The organism is Mitsuaria sp. RG (assembly GCF_028369275.1).
GTDB classification, from domain to species: Bacteria; Pseudomonadota; Gammaproteobacteria; order Pseudomonadales; family Pseudomonadaceae; genus Aquipseudomonas; species Aquipseudomonas peradeniyensis.
The window spans coordinates 56,406-72,982 of sequence record NZ_JAQMYQ010000017.1 but is presented as its reverse complement, the minus strand read 5'-3'; the positions used below and the strand labels follow the sequence as shown (position 1 = coordinate 72,982).

The 16,577-nt window shown below is 63.1% G+C and carries 14 protein-coding genes; 4 read left to right on the top strand and 10 right to left on the bottom strand.

Going from position 1 to position 16,577, the window contains the following annotated elements:
- Nucleotides 1-47 precede the first annotated feature (47 nt).
- The 4 genes from fliK (at nucleotide 48) to POF53_RS11920 (ending at nucleotide 7,604) form a co-directional block, all read left to right on the top strand.
- A complete protein-coding gene (gene fliK / locus POF53_RS11935) occupies nucleotides 48-1,610 on the top strand; it encodes a flagellar hook-length control protein FliK (protein ID WP_234560325.1) in 1,563 nt (520 codons plus the stop codon).
- On the top strand, nucleotides 1,607-1,951 hold the full coding sequence (locus POF53_RS11930; RefSeq protein WP_203651676.1) for an EscU/YscU/HrcU family type III secretion system export apparatus switch protein: 345 nt from the start codon (nucleotides 1,607-1,609) through the stop codon (nucleotides 1,949-1,951). Before fliK ends, POF53_RS11930 begins: the two co-directional genes overlap by 4 nt.
- A 123-nt stretch (nucleotides 1,952-2,074) precedes the next feature.
- Nucleotides 2,075-4,783, top strand: a complete 2,709-nt coding sequence (locus tag POF53_RS11925) for a dermonecrotic toxin domain-containing protein (protein WP_498967828.1) — start codon at nucleotides 2,075-2,077, stop codon at nucleotides 4,781-4,783.
- Nucleotides 4,784-4,898: 115 nt separating this feature from the next.
- Nucleotides 4,899-7,604 carry a dermonecrotic toxin domain-containing protein gene (locus POF53_RS11920; RefSeq protein WP_475859158.1) on the top strand — a complete coding sequence of 902 codons (2,706 nt, stop codon included), beginning with the start codon at nucleotides 4,899-4,901 and terminating at the stop codon, nucleotides 7,602-7,604.
- Nucleotides 7,605-7,636: 32 nt separating this feature from the next.
- Here POF53_RS11920 and POF53_RS11915 read toward each other — a convergent pair whose 3' ends face one another.
- The 10 genes from POF53_RS11915 to POF53_RS11870 form a co-directional block, all read right to left on the bottom strand.
- On the bottom strand, nucleotides 7,637-8,032 hold the full coding sequence (locus POF53_RS11915; RefSeq protein WP_023630608.1) for a DUF2802 domain-containing protein: 396 nt from the start codon (nucleotides 8,030-8,032) through the stop codon (nucleotides 7,637-7,639).
- 1 nt (nucleotide 8,033) lies between these two features.
- A complete protein-coding gene (locus POF53_RS11910; RefSeq protein WP_003254393.1) occupies nucleotides 8,034-8,513 on the bottom strand; it encodes a chemotaxis protein CheW in 480 nt (159 codons plus the stop codon).
- 67 nt (nucleotides 8,514-8,580) lie between these two features.
- Nucleotides 8,581-9,501: a CheW domain-containing protein gene (locus POF53_RS11905; RefSeq protein ID WP_498967825.1), complete on the bottom strand. Its 921-nt coding sequence runs from the start codon at nucleotides 9,499-9,501 to the stop codon at nucleotides 8,581-8,583.
- On the bottom strand, nucleotides 9,501-10,289 hold the full coding sequence (locus tag POF53_RS11900; protein ID WP_203651672.1) for a ParA family protein: 789 nt from the start codon (nucleotides 10,287-10,289) through the stop codon (nucleotides 9,501-9,503). Before POF53_RS11900 ends, POF53_RS11905 begins: the two co-directional genes overlap by 1 nt.
- A gap of 78 nt (nucleotides 10,290-10,367) precedes the next feature.
- Nucleotides 10,368-11,225 carry a flagellar motor protein MotD gene (gene motD / locus POF53_RS11895; RefSeq protein WP_203651670.1) on the bottom strand — a complete coding sequence of 286 codons (858 nt, stop codon included), beginning with the start codon at nucleotides 11,223-11,225 and terminating at the stop codon, nucleotides 10,368-10,370.
- Between the two features lie 3 nt (nucleotides 11,226-11,228).
- On the bottom strand, nucleotides 11,229-11,969 hold the full coding sequence (locus tag POF53_RS11890) for a flagellar motor protein (protein ID WP_186735477.1): 741 nt from the start codon (nucleotides 11,967-11,969) through the stop codon (nucleotides 11,229-11,231).
- The gene (locus tag POF53_RS11885; protein WP_203651668.1) at nucleotides 11,969-13,093 is read right to left on the bottom strand and encodes a protein-glutamate methylesterase/protein-glutamine glutaminase; all 1,125 of its coding nucleotides are present in this window, start codon (nucleotides 13,091-13,093) and stop codon (nucleotides 11,969-11,971) included. Before POF53_RS11885 ends, POF53_RS11890 begins: the two co-directional genes overlap by 1 nt.
- 45 nt (nucleotides 13,094-13,138) lie before the next feature.
- Nucleotides 13,139-15,364, bottom strand: coding sequence for a chemotaxis protein CheA (locus POF53_RS11880; protein WP_203651666.1), 2,226 nt, complete (start codon nucleotides 15,362-15,364; stop codon nucleotides 13,139-13,141).
- A gap of 12 nt (nucleotides 15,365-15,376) precedes the next feature.
- A complete protein-coding gene (locus POF53_RS11875) occupies nucleotides 15,377-16,165 on the bottom strand; it encodes a protein phosphatase CheZ (RefSeq protein WP_203651664.1) in 789 nt (262 codons plus the stop codon).
- Between the two features lie 19 nt (nucleotides 16,166-16,184).
- Nucleotides 16,185-16,559, bottom strand: coding sequence for a chemotaxis response regulator CheY (locus tag POF53_RS11870; RefSeq protein WP_023630863.1), 375 nt, complete (start codon nucleotides 16,557-16,559; stop codon nucleotides 16,185-16,187).
- Nucleotides 16,560-16,577 lie beyond the last annotated feature (18 nt).

The following is a 16,577-nucleotide window of genomic DNA, read 5'->3' as shown; positions in this document are numbered from 1 at the left end:
CGTCACCGCGCTGCCAAGAGGCCGAGTTCGACAGGTTGTATACAATCATGACTGAAATCAATAGTCTCGGCGCACAAACCGTGCCAGGCCCCCAGGCGGCCAAGGCGGCCATGACCGGCGAGCTGCTGCGCCTGCTGCAAGCGCAACCCGGCCTGCTGGCCCCGGGCGAGACGGCACGTGCCGAAGTCATGTCGATGCGCCAGGTCGGCGTGGATTTCCAGCTGCTGCTACGCCTGACCCAGGGCAACGGCAACCAGACCCAGTTGCAGGCCAATGCCAGCCAACCCCTGCCCCAGGGCAGCCAGATCACGGTCACGCAGACTGAAAGCAACCGCCTGGCGGTCATGGTGCAGCAGGTCAACGCCAACAACATCACTACCCTCACCCGCCTGGACACCAGCCAGGTTCCAGTCGGCACACTGCTGCAAGGCAAGGTCCTGACCAGCCAGCCCCTGGTTCAGAACGCCGGCGAGATCGCCAGTTTCCGCTCGCTGGTAAGCCTGCTCAACAGCAGCCAGGCCGGCGCCACCCTGGCCATCGACAGCCCGCGGCCACTGCCGATCGGCAGCCTGCTCAGCGCGCTGGTACAAGGTGACCAGTCGCTGCGCTTCGTTCCCTTGAGCGGCCGCCAGGATCAACTGGCCATTGCCCAGCAGCTGGTGACCCAGCAAGGCCGACAGGCCTCGCTGCCTGGCTTGCTCAATGCCCTGCAGCAGGTCGCCACCTCCGGCGACGCTGGCACGCAACTGCGCGCCAGCGCCGAACGCCTGCTGGCCAGCCTGCCCGATGCCCGCCAACTGGGTGATGCGAAAAATCTGGCCCAGGCCCTGAACAACAGTGGCGCCTTCCTTGAAGCCAAGCTATTGGGTGGCCTGGCCAGCGGCGTGGCGCCCGACCTGAAGACGCAACTGGTCAGGCTGATCGCACAGTTGCCCAATCCCCCCACGGGACAGATGCTCACGCCCGCACAGACCAGTACGTTGGCCCATGCCCTGCCCGGTTTCGCCCGCAGCGCCCTGGGCATGCTCGGCCAGGTCAGCCCGCGCCCGCAACCTGGAGCCTTCCCCCTGCCCTCGCGGCTGTTGCAGAGCCTGGAAAACGAAGGCGACCTGCAGCAATTGCTGCGCCTGGCCGCCGCCGCCATCTCGCGCCTGCAGAGCCATGCGCTGTCCAGCCTGCAGCAATCCGGACCACTGGAGAACGGCAACCAACAGACCACCTGGCAGACCGAGATCCCCATCCGCCATGGCCAGGAGTTCATTCCCCTGCAGGTCAAGCTGCAGCGCGAGGAAACGCCGGAGCAGCAAGCCGATCGCGAACGTGAAGGGCGTGATCCGCTGGAGGCCATATGGCGGATCGAACTGGCCTTCGACCTGTCACCACTCGGTCCGCTGCAGGTCCAGGCGCAACTGCTGCAAGGACGTCTGTCGGGACAGCTGTGGGCAGAGCAGGAACAGACCGCCCGCCTGATCGACAGTCAGCTCGGCACGCTGCGCGAGCGCCTGCTGGCCCGCGGCCTGGATGTCGGCGACCTGGAGTGCCACCCCGGCACGCCACCGCAAGGCCCCCGCACACGCCTCGAACAACGCTGGGTGGATGAGACCGCATGAAGCACAAGCAGCCACGCCAGGCCATTGCCCTGAGCTACGACGGCCAGCAGGCCCCGACCCTGAGCGCCAAGGGCGACGACGAACTGGCCGAGGCCATCCTCGCCCTGGCCCGTGAACATGAAGTGCCGATCTACGAGAACGCCGAGCTGGTACGCCTGCTGGCCAGGCTGGAACTGGGCGAGCAGATCCCCGAGGCGCTGTACCTGACCATCGCCGAGATCATCGCCTTCGCCTGGCAATTGCGCGGCAAAGTGCCGGTGGGCTTCGACGACCAGCCTGCGCCGCCACGGGATATCACGCCCGAGCAGCTGTTCCTGCCGGCAGGCGTGGATACACGCTGACCCTGCGTGTGGCACCACTCCCAAAGGGGCAATGCCATGCTTGCGCGATAATTCATTACCGCTCCCCGACATAAGGGTTGAGTCACCGTTGTGCCTGGTTTCTCCACACAGGTCGACTCAATCATGCCTCCAACCTTCATCACCAACCTGGGCGTACAGCTCGTTCGCGATCACCTGCAGACCATCCCCCGCCCCGACAAGCACGCCGCACAAGCCATCCGTGACTGGGCCAAACGCCAGGGATCGGACCTGGATCCGGATCAGACCGACGTCGTCACCCTGCACTACCGAGGCCACCAGGCCGTCATCGTCCAGCGCCTGTCACTGACCGAAGCGGTGCTCTCGAACTGGCAAGGCGAGACCGACAAGAACCTGATCGGCCAACTGCTCCCGGGTCATTGGTCCGGTACCCTGCCATCCGGCCCGTTGCAGATCGTCGATCGATTGCCTGCTCGCGAGCCATGGGCGAACGGTGCCGATCATTCAGTATTCAATGGTCTGTTCCGCCGGACCGGTAACGGCCAATACGACAGCACAACGCATCTTGCCGTGGATGTCGAAGCCCTGCAGCGCTTCATCTGGAACCTGGATTTTCACGCCCGCTTCACCGCCATGCTGGACAACTACTGGCAGCGCGCCCTGCATGGCCACCAGCTGTCCATGCGGATCAGCTTCATCACCGCCTGCAACAAGCAGGTAAGCGAAGGCTCATTGAGCGATGGAGCACGCCAGCTGGCCTGGCAGGCTGTCGGCTTGGCCCCTCGGGCGGTTGGCCTGCGAATCAGGCCACTGAACGTCTACGGCTACAGTGCCACCGATCTGCTGTGCATCACCGACAAATCCCAACCGCTCACCCTGCTCTACCTGCCAGGCAACGCCTCCCCCCTTCACGAGTTCGCCAACATGGCGGCGCTTCAGGACTGGTTCGCCAGACAGTGCCAGAACCCCGATAAACGTCAGCGCCTGCGCCAGCATTTCAACTTGGCCGACACGCCAGATGGACTGGACTTCAGCGGCCTGGACACCGCCCTCGAAGGCCTGGGCGCCTACCCGGGCATCCACTATCGCTCGCCAAACCGACCGGGATTCACCACCGACGGCCGCTGGTCACCCAGGGACTACGTCAACTACCGTCCGGACAAATACAGCCCGAAGCTCGATGGCGATCTGTTCGAAGCCCTGAGCCTGCGTCAGCGCAAGCGCAGCTATGCCAACGCTGACTTCATCGTTACCAGCAATCAGGAGGTGAACAAGGCGCGCTGGCGCGGCTATGTCGTCAATACCATCAATCTGCTGGCCCCCTTGGCCGTGGTACTGCCAGAACTGGCGCCGCTGCTTGCTCTGGGTGGCATTGCCCAGTTCGCGGCTGGGATCGATCAGGCAATCAACGGCAAGTCACTTGAAGACAAGGCCGATGGCGTGACGAACATCGAGTTCGGGCTAATGAACGCTGCACCACTTGCCTTGCGCCCATTGGCGCGAGCGCGAGTGCTGTACCCCGCCAAAGACAGGTGTTTTATCTTCCCCAGTCGAGTGAACGACCAACTGGGCTACCCATTGAGCCCGATGACGCCCCCGGCACTGCCCGAACGCCAGCTGGCCGGTCTGTTCGGCTCGACAGTCCCCCCCTTGCCCGGCGGCGACACCGCCATTGCCCAATGGCTGGCGCACGTGCCGGTCTCTGCGGACTCGCAAGCGCAGCTTCAATCCCTGTTGAATGGCTACAACACACTGGTCCTCTACGACAGTGAACATGATGCTTTCATCCTTGAGTCCGAGGCCAACGAGATAAGGCCAAGCTACTACCAGGTATCGCCAGAAGGCCATGGGCTTGTCGAGATGCCCCTGAACGCACGCACAGTCACCGACCCGATGCGCATAAGCAGCCTGCGAGCCATGGGCGTGGATGTGCAACTGCCTTTGGAAATCCCGTCCTTCGAGGCACACCTGCGCCAGCCGATCCCACGGAAGATCTCGAGCATCTGGGTAGGCGACAAGGTGATCGCACCCAAACTGTTGACCACGCTGGTCCGCAATCAGCAACGCCTGACGAACAGTCACTATGCCTACCGACTGTTCCTGTCCAACGCCAATGCCCAGGCCTTCGGCGCGAACCTGAGGCTACTGGCCGCACACGCACCGCATCTCGATGTGCTGACCCTGGAGGAGCAGCCGTTCTTCGCAAGGTTGCGCGAAACCAAATACTTCGAGCAGTATCAAGATGCCGTTGGCGGCGCAGGTGCAAATTTCTCTTCGGCATCCGACATCCTGCGTTATCCCCTGCTCGCCGAGGAAGGCGGATTGTACCTGGACGTCGACGATACCTTGCTTGCCGACCCGGTTTATCCGGACAATCCCAACCGCGCCGCGATCGACTCGGTGACCCTGGCCACCACACCGGACAGCCTCATTTTAGGTGGCCCGATGAACAACGACGCCCTGGGGATGCACTGCCAGTACAACACCAACATGATCGCCAGCCATGCTGGCAACCCGACGCTGCAGGCGATCTCGGACACCATGCACGAACGCTACCTGGCCAACCGTGACTTCTACGGCAACAGGCCAGTAGTGAAGGGCCCCGAATTCGATGCCTATGCCTTGCGCCTGAGCCACATGACCGGGCCCGGCCTGCTGAATGATGTCATCGACCAGCGCCTGCCAAGGCTGCGGGCACTACGGCGGATCATCAACCTGCACGCCTTGCCGCAACACAATCCGATGTACCTGGTGACCCCGATCGAACAGGCCTTGCGGGAAGCCGCGACCGGCGACATTCCGCTCAACCAGGTAGCCGAAGTCGGAAACTACCACTCGTGGGCCAAGCCCTGATGTAACAAGGGCGGCCTGACGGCCGCCCTTGTCATCAGGTGGTAAACATATACGCAAGCTTGGGGCCTCGCCGTCGCTACCGTGGAGCCTCATTTATCCACACGGATCGATTCCAATGGCTTCCACTTTCGTAAATAACGCGGGCAAACAGTTCATCCGCCGCCACCTGCAGAATATTCCCAGGCCTAGCCTATTTGCCGCCAAGGCAATCCGTGAATGGGCTGGGCAAGAGCAACATCAACTCGACCCCGACCAGACCGACGTCGTCACCCTGCACTACCGTGGCAATCAGGTCATGATTGCCCAGCGCCTTTCACTCACCCAGGCGGTGCTCTCGAACTGGCAAGGTGAAAACAACAAGGACCTGGTTGGCCAGCTATTCCCGGGTAACTGGGCAGGTACCTTGCCAGACGGCCCGCTGACCATTGTCGAACATCTGCCAGCGCTCGGACCGCTCGACAACAGCGCACGTTTCTCGGTCTTCGACGGTGTCTTCCGCAGGTCCACCCCGGCCCGCTACGACAGCACCACGCACCTGCCAGTGGATGTCGAGGCCATGCAGCGGTTCATCTGGGATCTGGACGTTCACACCCGCTTCGTCTCGATGCTGGACGAGTATTGGCAAAAGACCAGCAAAACCCATCCACAGTCTCTGCAAATAAGCTTTATCGCAGCCTGCAACAAACAGGTCCAGGAAGGTTCCTTGAGTGACGCTGGCCGTCAGTTGGCCTGGCAAGCGGCGGGACTCATGCCGAGAGCTTCCGGCCTGGAAATCAGGCCTCTGAATGTCTATGGCTACGCCGCCACCGACATCATCCAGATTGCTGACCCAGCACATCAGCCAGTACTGCTGTACCTGCCGGGAAATTCATCACCCTTCCATGAGTTCGACGGCATGAATGCCCTGAAGGACTGGTTCGCTGAACAGTGCCGCACCAGCGAAAAACGCCAGCGCCTGCGTCAGTATTTCAAAGCGGCAGACACCCCCGACGGCCTGGACTTCAGCGGCCTGGATACCGCGCTGGATGGCCTTGGCACCTTCCCGCGCTTCCACACGCGATCGCCCAACCGGCCAGGCTTCACCGTCGATGGTCCATGGCCTCCCAGGGACTACGTCAACTACAAGCCCCACAAGTACAGCCCATTGATAGAAGGCGACTTGTTCGAAGCCCTCACGCTGCGCCAGCGCAAACGCAGCTATGCCGACGCCGACTTTCTCATCACCAGCAGGACGCAAGTGACCAAGGCCCGCTGGCGTGACTACCTGGTGACCTCGATCAATCTGCTGGCGCCCCTGGCGCTGGTAGTGCCCGAACTCATACCACTGCTGGCCGTCGGTGGCATCGCGCAATTTGGCCTGGGGATCGACCAGGCAATCAACGGCAAGACGCTGGAGGACAAGGCCGACGGCGTAAGTAACATCGAGTTCGGCCTGCTCAATGCCGTCCCGCTGGTCTTGCGAGAAGCGACTCGCGTGAAAATCCTGTTCCCTGGCAAAAGCCCACGATTCGTCATGCCAACGCGAGTGAACGATCAGTTGGGTTACCCTCTTAGCCCCATGGATCCGCCCAGGCTACCCGAAGAGGGGGCCGCGCAATTCTTCGCCCCACCTCCAGAGCCAATAGCACTTCCACAAGATAGCCATCTAGGCAACTGGATCACCCGATTCATTGATGGCAATGGCGTAAAGCATATGGAGGCAACCCTGGAAGAAGCGAGGTTCGAAGTACGCTACGACAGTGAACACGATGCATTCGTCCGCAGGCCGAATAGCAAGAATGAATCGCCAACCTATTATCAGGTTTCCGAGCAGAGCAACGGCCTAGAAGTCATCGATGTCACAAACCGCCCAGTCACTGACGCCATGCGCATGAGGACAATGCGCGCACTGGGCGTCGACCTGCAACTGCCCATCAAAATCCCAACGCCCACCAGCGAAATGTTCGAACTTCCCAAGCAGATCCTGAATATCTGGGTCGGTGACAAAATCATCCCCGACAATCTGCTGAAGACCGTGGAAGCCAACGCCAGGGGGTTGCTGCATTCCAGAACCTCCTACCGGATATACCTGTCCACTGCCGATTCGAATGTATACAGCATCAACCATGCCGCGCTGCTCAAGCATGCTGAGAATCTGCAGATACTGCCGCTGGAAGAGCAAGCCTTCTACGATGACTTCCAGGACAGTCCTTACTTTGGGCAATACGAGAAGGCCATCAAAGGTGGAAATTATGCTTCGGCCTGCGACGTGCTTCGCTACCAACTACTCAACAGCGAAGGCGGCGTTTATATAGACATCGACGACACCCTGCGCACCCTTGGCGATCATCCTGACACCGATGCAATGATCGCTTCGACGCCCTTGAAAGCGACGCAAAATGGTCTTGTGCTGGGCGCCCCGATGGACAATGCACGCCTGGGCATGCATTGCGCCTACTCGAACAGCTTGATTGGCAGTCATGCAGGGAACGATACGCTGGACGCTATCTCCGATGAGATACTCAAACGCTTCGAGGACAACCCGAACTTTTATGACAGCAGACCGTTGTATGGCGCCCCCGATCATGAGACCTACGCCAAGAAACTGAACGAGATGACCGGTCCTGGCGTCCTCAACGATGTGATTGACGATGAGGACTACGAGGATCTGTCCAGGCTGCGTATCTTGCGACAAATCACCAAGCTGGAGTCAGTCCCTCAGAAAGACTTCACCTTCCTCACAAGTCCAGCCCACGCCGGCATTTCCGAGGCGCAGCGTGGCGACCAGGCGCTGAGAGACCTTGTGACGGTAGGCAACAACAATTCGTGGGCGAAACCCTGATACAAGCCGGGCGACTTGCGTCGCCCGGATCATCACTCGCCGCGGTGCAGCTTGCTCATCAACTGCGCCTCGGCCTGGGTCAACCCGCAGGTCTGGGTCAGCTCCTCGACGCTCGCGCCCATCCCCACCAGCTTGGCGGCCTGGGCGAAGGTGACGCTGTTGGGGTCGCGCTGCTCCAGTTGCTGGAGCTTCTCGGGCAACGGCGCGACCACCGCGCGCAGTTCATGGATCGCCTCGCCCATGCGCACGGTGCCGTTCTGGTAGTCGTCCAGGCGCTTGGCCAGGTCCTTGATGCGCTGGTCACGCAGCGCATCGCCCTGGGCCTGCTGGGCGGCCAGCTCGCGCTGGCGTTTGCTGTAGTTGAGGAAGAACCACAGGCTCAGCGCCCAGAGCAGCGCCAGGAAGATGACAGCAACCTCGAAGATCAACTCAGATGTTCTCCAGCTCGGACCACTCTTCCTCGGTCATCATCTTGTCCAGCTCGACCAGGATCAACAGTTCGCCGTTCTTGTTGCAGACGCCCTGGATGAACTTGGCCGACTCTTCGTTGCCGACGTTCGGTGCGGTCTCGATCTCCGACTGACGCAGGTAGACCACTTCGGCGACGCTATCGACCAGGATACCGACCACCTGCTTGTCCGCCTCGATGATGACGATGCGGGTGTTGTCGGTGACTTCGGTCGGCATCAGGCCGAAGCGCTGGCGGGTGTCGATCACCGTCACCACGTTGCCGCGCAGGTTGATGATGCCCAGCACGTAGCTGGGTGCGCCCGGAACCGGAGCGATCTCGGTGTAGCGCAGGACTTCCTGCACCTGCATGACGTTGATGCCGTAGGACTCGTTGTCCAGACGGAAGGTTACCCACTGCAGGATCGGATCTTCGGAACCTTGTGCAGACGACTTTTTCATTCCCCTAGCCCTCAAAATCCGCCATCGGCGGTGTGCTCTGTGTTGCCGCGGCAGTAGCGGCGTTGATTCAGTTGTGTTTGGTGTTCATCTGCTTGACCGCGCCACTGGCGATCAGCTCGGCCAGTTCGGCGACATCGAGCAACGCGCACATGTGTTCGATCACCGTGCCGGCCAGCCACGGGCGTTGGCCGCGCTGGCTGCGCCACTTGATCTCGTTCGGGTCCAGGCGCAGCGAGCGGCTGACCTGGTGCACGGCCAACCCCCACTCGTAGCCCTGGACCGAAATCACGTACTGCAGGCCCTGGCGGAAGTCGTCGCGGTAGCGATCCGGCATCACCCAACGGGCCGTGTCGAGCACCTTGAGGTTGCCCGCCTGGCAGCTGAGGATGCCGAGGAACCAGTCCGGCTGGCCGAACAATGGTGTCAGCTCCTGCCCGGCCAGTGTATAGATCGAGCCCAGGCACACCAGCGGTACCGCCAGGGTCAGCCCGGCGACATCGAACAGCAGGCATTCGAACGGTTCGGCGGCCCAATCCGGACGGCCATCGACGCTGGCCGGCGGTGTAGGCGCGGCGGGTGCCACCGTCACATTGAGCTCCACCAGCGGCGCCACGGGCTCGATGGCCTGGGTTTCACTCAGGACCGGGATGCTGGCTTCAGCCACCACCTCGGTCTCGACCACGGCGACCACCGGTTCCACCACCGGCGCGGCAGGCGGCAGCACGGTCGGCAGGACCTTCGCCTGCGGCTCGGCAAAGGGCCGCGCCGCAGGCAGGGCCGGGGCCACCTGACGCTGGGCGTCTCGCGCCTGTTCCTCGCGGACCGCGGCTTCGAAGTCATCGCTGGGGGCCTGCTCGACAGGCTCCTCGACAGGTGCCTCCAGCTCCGCCGGCAGCTCGAACGACTCGGTGGCCTCCTGCAACAGCCCATCGAGATAGGACTGCAAGGCCATCTGTGGCTTGGTGGTGATGTGCCGTGCCTGGTTCATCACGCCACCTGCAATGCGGAACGGTAGGTGAGCATATGCTTGAGCAGCGCCCGGTAGGCCACCACGCCACGGCTCTTGCCGTCGAACTGCGAAGGCGTGACGCCATTGCGGCTGGCGTCACGCAGGCGCGTGTCCACCGGAATGTAGCCCTGCCAGACCTGGTCGCCATAGGTGTCACGCAGCACCTTCAAGGTGCCCAGCGATGCCTGGGTGCGGCGGTCGAACAGGGTCGGCACGATCTGGTAGGGCAGCGCCTGCTTGCGCGAACGGTTGATCATGCCCAGGGTGCTGACCATGCGCTCCAGGCCCTTGACCGCGAGGAACTCGGTCTGCACCGGGATCACCAGCTGCTGGCTGGCGGCCAGGGCGTTGACCATCAGCACGCCCAGCAAGGGCGGGCTGTCGATCAGGGCGAAGTCGAAATCCTGCCACAGCTGCGCCAGACTCTTGGCGATCACCAGGCCCAGGCCACTCTGCCCCGGCGACTGGCGCTCCAGCACCGCCAGCGCAGTGCTTGACGGCAGCAGCGAAATACGCTCGTCGCTGGTCGGCAGCAGCAATTGGCCCGGCAGGCCCTCGGGCACCGTGCCCTTGTGCAGGAACAGGTCGTAGCAACTGTGCTCGAGCGCATCGGGGTTGTGCCCGAAGTAGCTGGTCATCGAACCGTGCGGGTCGAGGTCGACCACGACCACGCGCTTGCCCGCCTCGGCCAGCAGGCCGGCCAGGGCGATGGTGGTGGTGGTCTTGCCGACGCCACCTTTTTGATTGGCTACTGCCCAGACTCTCATCGTGCGTTGCTTCCTCCCGGTATGGCCGCCTGCCCTGCCGGGAACGGTGTGAAATTCAGTGACGGGGATTTGACGAAATCAGCCCCCGGTCGACGGTGCTGGCGAGGCTGGTGCACTTTGTGTGCCAGCCCGGCGCATCGCCGCATCCGGGGTGGCATTGGCGCTGCCGCTGCCGGTCAGGCTGCGGCGTACCTCCAGGTTGCGCGAGATCACCAGCACCACCCGGCGGTTGCGCGCACGGCCTTCGGCGGTGTCGTTGCCAGCCACCGGCTGGTACTCGCCATACCCCACCGAGGCCATGCGCCCCGGGCTGACCCCTTCCATGGCCAGCAGCCGGACAATGCTCGCCGCCCGCGCCGACGACAGCTCCCAGTTGGTCGGGTACTGGGCGGTGCGGATCGGCAGGTTGTCGGTGAAGCCCTCGACGTGCACCGGGTTGGCGAACGGCCTGAGGATCTTCGCCACCTTCTCGATGATCTCGAAGGCGACATCGCTGGGCATGGCGTCGGCGCTGGCGAACAGCAGCGAGGAGTTGAGCTCGATCTCCACCCACAGTTCGTTGCCGCGCACGGTCATCTGGTTGGACTTGATCAGGTCGCCAAAGGCGTCGCGGACATCGTCGGTGATGGTCTTGAGCGGGTCGGCGCTGGTCTGGGCCAGGCCCGCATCGGTCTGCTCGCTGTCCTTGATCAGCGGCTCGGCGGGCTTGACGCTCAACGGCCGCTCGTCACCGATGGGGATCGGCTTCATGCTGCGCTCGGGGTCGTTGAATACCCCGATCAGTGCCTGGGAAATCTGCTTGTACTTGCCCTCGTTGATCGACGAGATCGAGTACATGACCACGAAGAAGGCGAACAGCAGGGTGATGAAGTCGGCATACGAGACCAGCCAGCGTTCGTGGTTCTCGTGCTCTTCGATCTTGCGACGACGGGCCATGGCTTACTCCATGAAGCCTTGCAGCTTCAGCTCGATCGAGCGTGGGTTCTCGCCTTCGGCGATCGACAGCAGGCCTTCGAGCAGCATCTCGCGGTAACGCGACTGCCGCAGGGTGATGGCCTTGAGCTTGTTGGCGACCGGCAGCAGGATCAGGTTGGCGCTGGCCACGCCGTAGATGGTGGCGACGAAGGCCACGGCAATGCCGTTGCCCAGCTGCGACGGGTCGGCCAGGTTGCCCATCACGTGGATCAGGCCCATCACCGCACCGATGATGCCGATGGTCGGCGCGTAGCCGCCCATGCTCTCGAACACCTTGGCGGCCTGTATGTCGCGGGCCTCCTGGGTCAGGAAGTCGACTTCAAGGATGCTGCGGATAGCCTCGGGCTCGGCGCCGTCGACCAACAGCTGCAGGCCTTTGCGTGCATAGGGATCGGGCTCGGCGTCGGCCACGCCCTCCAGCCCCAGCAGGCCTTCCTTGCGTGCGGTCAGGCTCCAGTTCACCACCCGGTCGATACCACCGGGCAGGTCCACCCGCGGCGGGAAGAAGATCCAGCGCACGATCTGCAGCGCGCGCTTGAACGACGACAGCGGCGACTGCAGCAACGCAGCTGCCAGGGTACCGCCCAGCACGATCAATGCCGCCGGGCCGTTGATCAGCGCACCGACGTGGCCACCCTCGAGGAAGTTGCCGCCGACAATGGCGACAAAGGCGAGGATCAGGCCGATAAGGCTCAACACATCCATCAGACGCAGGCCTCGACCAGGTGCTTGCCGATCTCGTCCAGGCTGTACACGGCATCGGCCAGGTTGGCCTTGACGATGGCCATGGGCATGCCATAGATCACGCAGCTGGCTTCATCCTGTGCCCACACGGTGCTGCCACCCTGCTTGAGCAGGCGCGCGCCTTCGCGACCGTCGGCGCCCATGCCGGTGAGCACCACCGAGAGCACCTTGTCGCCATAGGACTTGGCGGCGGAGCCGAAGGTGATGTCGACGCAAGGTTTGTAGTTCAGGCGCTCGTCACCCGGCAGGATCTTCACCGTGCCACGACCGTCGACCATCATCTGCTTGCCACCCGGGGCCAGCAGCGCCAGGCCGGGACGCAGCACGTCACCGTCTTCGGCTTCCTTGACGCTGATCTTGCACAGTTTGTCCAGGCGCTCGGCGAAGGCCTTGGTGAACGCCGCCGGCATGTGCTGGATCAGCACGATCGGCGCCGGGAATCCGGCAGGCAACTGGGTCAGCACCCGCTGCAGCGCCACCGGACCACCGGTGGAGGTGCCGATGGCGACCAGCTTGTACGGCTTGCGCTTGGGCGCCGGCGAATGCGCGGTGGCCGGTGCCGCGGTACGCACCGGGGCGGTCGTGCGCGCAGGTGCGGTGCTGGCGAAGCTGCTGGCCGGCGCATGACTGCTGGCTGGAGCTGGCGCGGCAGTCGGCGCCGGGCTGGAATAGGCGCTGAAACGGCGATTGCTGCGCGAGATGGTGTGGACCTTCTCGCAGAGCATCTGCTTGACCTTTTCCGGGTTGCGCGAGATGTCCTCGAAGTTCTTCGGCAGGTAGTCGACCGCGCCGGCGTCCAGGGCGTCGAGGGTGACGCGGGCGCCTTCGTGGGTCAGCGAGGAGAACATCAACACCGGCGTCGGGCAGCGCTGCATGATGTGCCGCACCGCGGTGATGCCGTCCATCATGGGCATTTCATAGTCCATGGTAATGACATCGGGCTTGAGCGCCAGCGCCTGGTCGATCGCTTCCTTGCCGTTGGTCGCGGTACCCACGACCTGGATCGTCGGGTCCGCCGAGAGAATTTCCGAGACACGGCGGCGGAAGAAACCGGAATCATCCACCACCAGGACCTTGACTGCCATAAACACTCCATTAGGCGGCGCACCCGCCAGGGCGCGCCACCGAAATCAAATACGCCGGGCGGCGTAACGCTTGAGCATGCTCGGGACGTCGAGGATCAGCGCGATCCGGCCGTCACCGGTGATGGTCGCGCCGGACATGCCCGGGGTGCCCTGCAGCATCTTGCCCAGAGGCTTGATCACCACCTCTTCCTGGCCGACCAGCTGGTCGACGACGAAGCCGATGCGCTGGGTGCCGACCGACAGGATCACCACATGGCCTTCGTGCTGCTCCTCGTGCTCGTGGTCCTGGACCAGCCAGCGCTTGAGGTAGAACAGCGGCAGCGCCTTGTCGCGCACGATCACCACTTCCTGGCCGTCGACCACGTTGGTGCGCGACAGGTCGAGGTGGAAGATCTCGTTGACGTTGACCAGCGGGAAGGCGAACGCCTGGTTGCCCAGCATCACCATCAGGGTCGGCATGATCGCCAGGGTCAGCGGCACCTTGATGACGATCTTCGAGCCCTGGCCCTTGGCCGAAAAGATGTTGATCGAGCCGTTGAGCTGGGAAATCTTGGTCTTCACCACGTCCATGCCGACGCCACGGCCGGATACATCGGAGATCTCGGTCTTGGTCGAGAAGCCCGGGGCGAAGATCAGGTTGTAGCAGTCCGACTCGCTCAGGCGATCGGCCGCGTCCTTGTCCATCAGGCCCTTCTCCACGGCCTTGGCGCGCAGGATGCTCGGGTCCATGCCCTTGCCGTCGTCGGAGATCGACAGCAGGATGTGGTCGCCCTCCTGCTCGGCGGACAGCACCACCCGGCCCATGCGCGACTTGCCAGAGGCCTCGCGCTCATCGGGCATCTCGACGCCATGGTCGACGGCGTTGCGCACCAAGTGCACCAACGGGTCGGCCAGGGCCTCGACCAGGTTCTTGTCGAGGTCGGTCTCTTCACCGACCAGCTCGAGGTTGATCTCTTTCTTGAGCTGGCGGGCCAGGTCGCGGACCAGGCGCGGGAAGCGGCCGAAGACTTTCTTGATCGGCTGCATGCGGGTCTTCATGACCGCGGTCTGCAGGTCGGCGGTGACCACGTCGAGGTTGGACACGGCCTTGGACATGGCCTCGTCGCCGCTGTTGAGCCCCAGGCGCACCAGTCGGTTACGCACCAGCACCAGTTCGCCGACCATGTTCATGATCTCGTCCAGGCGCGCGGTATCGACCCGCACGGTGGTTTCCGCCTCGCTGGCGCCGTGCTTCTCGGCGGCAGGCGCCGGAGCGCGGGCCGGTGCGGCAGGCTTGGCGGCGGCAGCCGGAGCTGCGGCGGGCGCGGCGGCCGGTGCCGGCTTGGCAACTGGTTTGACCTCGGCCTTGGCCGCGACAGGTGCGGCAACGGCAGCGGCAGGCGCTTCGGCGGTGACTGCGTCACCGGAGAACTTGCCCTTGCCGTGCAACTGGTCGAGCAGGGCCTCGAATTCGTGTTCGCTGATGCTCTCGTCGCCCGCAGCGGATGCCGCGCTGGCCGCTGGCGCGGCGGCGCCTGGCAGTGCGTCGACGGCGAAGGTGCCTTTGCCGTGCAACTGGTCGAGCAGCGATTCGAACTCGTCGTCGGTGATCTCATCGCTGGCCGGGGCGGCTGCCGCAGGCGCGCTGACGGCGGCATCGGCCGAGAACTGGCCCTTGCCGTGCAGCTGGTCAAGCAGTGACTCGAACTCGGCATCGGTGATCTCGTCACCACCGCCGCTGATTTCTTCACCCTGCAGTTGCTCATGAGCCTGAGCTTCGGCCTTGACCGCATCGAGCGAGTCGAGCAGCTGCTCGAACTCGGTATCGGTGATGTCGGGCTCGGCAGCCGCAGCTTCAACCACGGGCGCGGCTTCGACCACCGGGGCCGGCGCTTCGGCGCCACCGGGCTCGGCCAGGCGCGACAGCGCCGCCAGCAGCTCCGGCGTGGCCGGCGTGACATCGGTACGTTCGCGCACCTGGCCGAACATGCTGTTGACCGTGTCGAGGGCCTCGAGCACCACGTCCATCAGTTCCGCGTCAACCCGGCGCTCACCTTTGCGCAGAATGTCGAACACGTTCTCGGCAATGTGGCAGCACTCCACCAACTCATTGAGCTGAAGGAAGCCGGCGCCCCCTTTTACAGTGTGGAAACCGCGGAAAATCGCGTTGAGCAGGTCCGCATCATCGGGCCGGCTTTCCAGCTCGACCAATTGCTCGGACAGTTGCTCGAGGATTTCGCCGGCTTCTACCAGGAAATCCTGAAGGATTTCTTCATCGGCGCCGAAGCTCATTAAACGTGCTCCTTAAAAACCCAGGCTGGACAACAGATCGTCGACATCGTCCTGGCTGGACACGACGTCTTCACGCTTATCGGCATGAATCTGCGGACCTTCACCCCGAGTCGGATGTTTTTCTTGATCTTTTTCAGCGCGCAGCTGCTGGTGGTCATGTTCGATCCCGGCAAAGCGGTCGACCTGGCTTGCCATCAGCACGAGCTTGAGCAGATTGCTTTCGACTTCGGTGACCAGCGCGGTCACCCGTTTGATCACCTGGCCGGTGAGATCCTGATAATCCTGGGCCAGGACGATATCGTTGAGATGGCCGGCGACCTTCTGGTTACCTTCGGCGCTGTGCGCCAGGAAACTGTCCACACGCTTGACCAGCTCACGGAATTCCGGCGCTGCCACCTCGCGGCGCATGAAGCGCTGCCAGTCGGCGGACAGGCTCTGGGCCTCGGCGGCGAGGTCGTTGAGCACCGGGGTGCACGCCTCCGCCAGGTCCATGGTGCGGTTGGCCGCACCTTCGGTGAGGCGAACCACGTAGGAGAGGCGTTCGGCGGCGTCGGTAATCTGCGACACTTCCTCGGCCTGCGGCATGGACGGGTCGATCTGGAAGTTGACGATTGCACTGTGCAGTTCACGGGTGAGCTTGCCGACCTCCTGGTACAGCCCGCGGTCGCGGGTCTGGTTCAGTTGGTGGATCAGCTGCACCGCATCACCGAACCGGCCGCGCTCGAGGCTCTCGACCAGCTCCTGGGCATGCTTCTTCAGGGTTGATTCAAACTCACCCAAAGAGTTGTTGGTTGACTCCATTGCGCCCCCCAGACGTGACTCAGCCGTTGACGCGTTCGAAGATCTTCTCGATCTTTTCTTTCAGCGCCAGGGCGGTGAAAGGCTTGACCACATAGCCGTTTACGCCGGCCTGGGCAGCTTCGATGATCTGCTCGCGCTTGGCTTCGGCGGTGACCATCAACACCGGCAGGTGCTTGAGGCGCTCGTCGGCACGGACCGCGCGCAGCAGGTCGATACCGGTCATGCCCGGCATGTTCCAGTCGGTTACCAGGAAGTCAAAGTGCTCACTGGTGAGCATCGGCAGTGCCGTGTTGCCGTCATCGGCTTCCTTGACGTTGGTGAAACCCAGATCACGCAACAGGTTCTTGATGATCCGCCGCATCGTCGAGAAGTCGTCAACGATGAGGATTTTCATGTCTTTGTTCAATTAGAC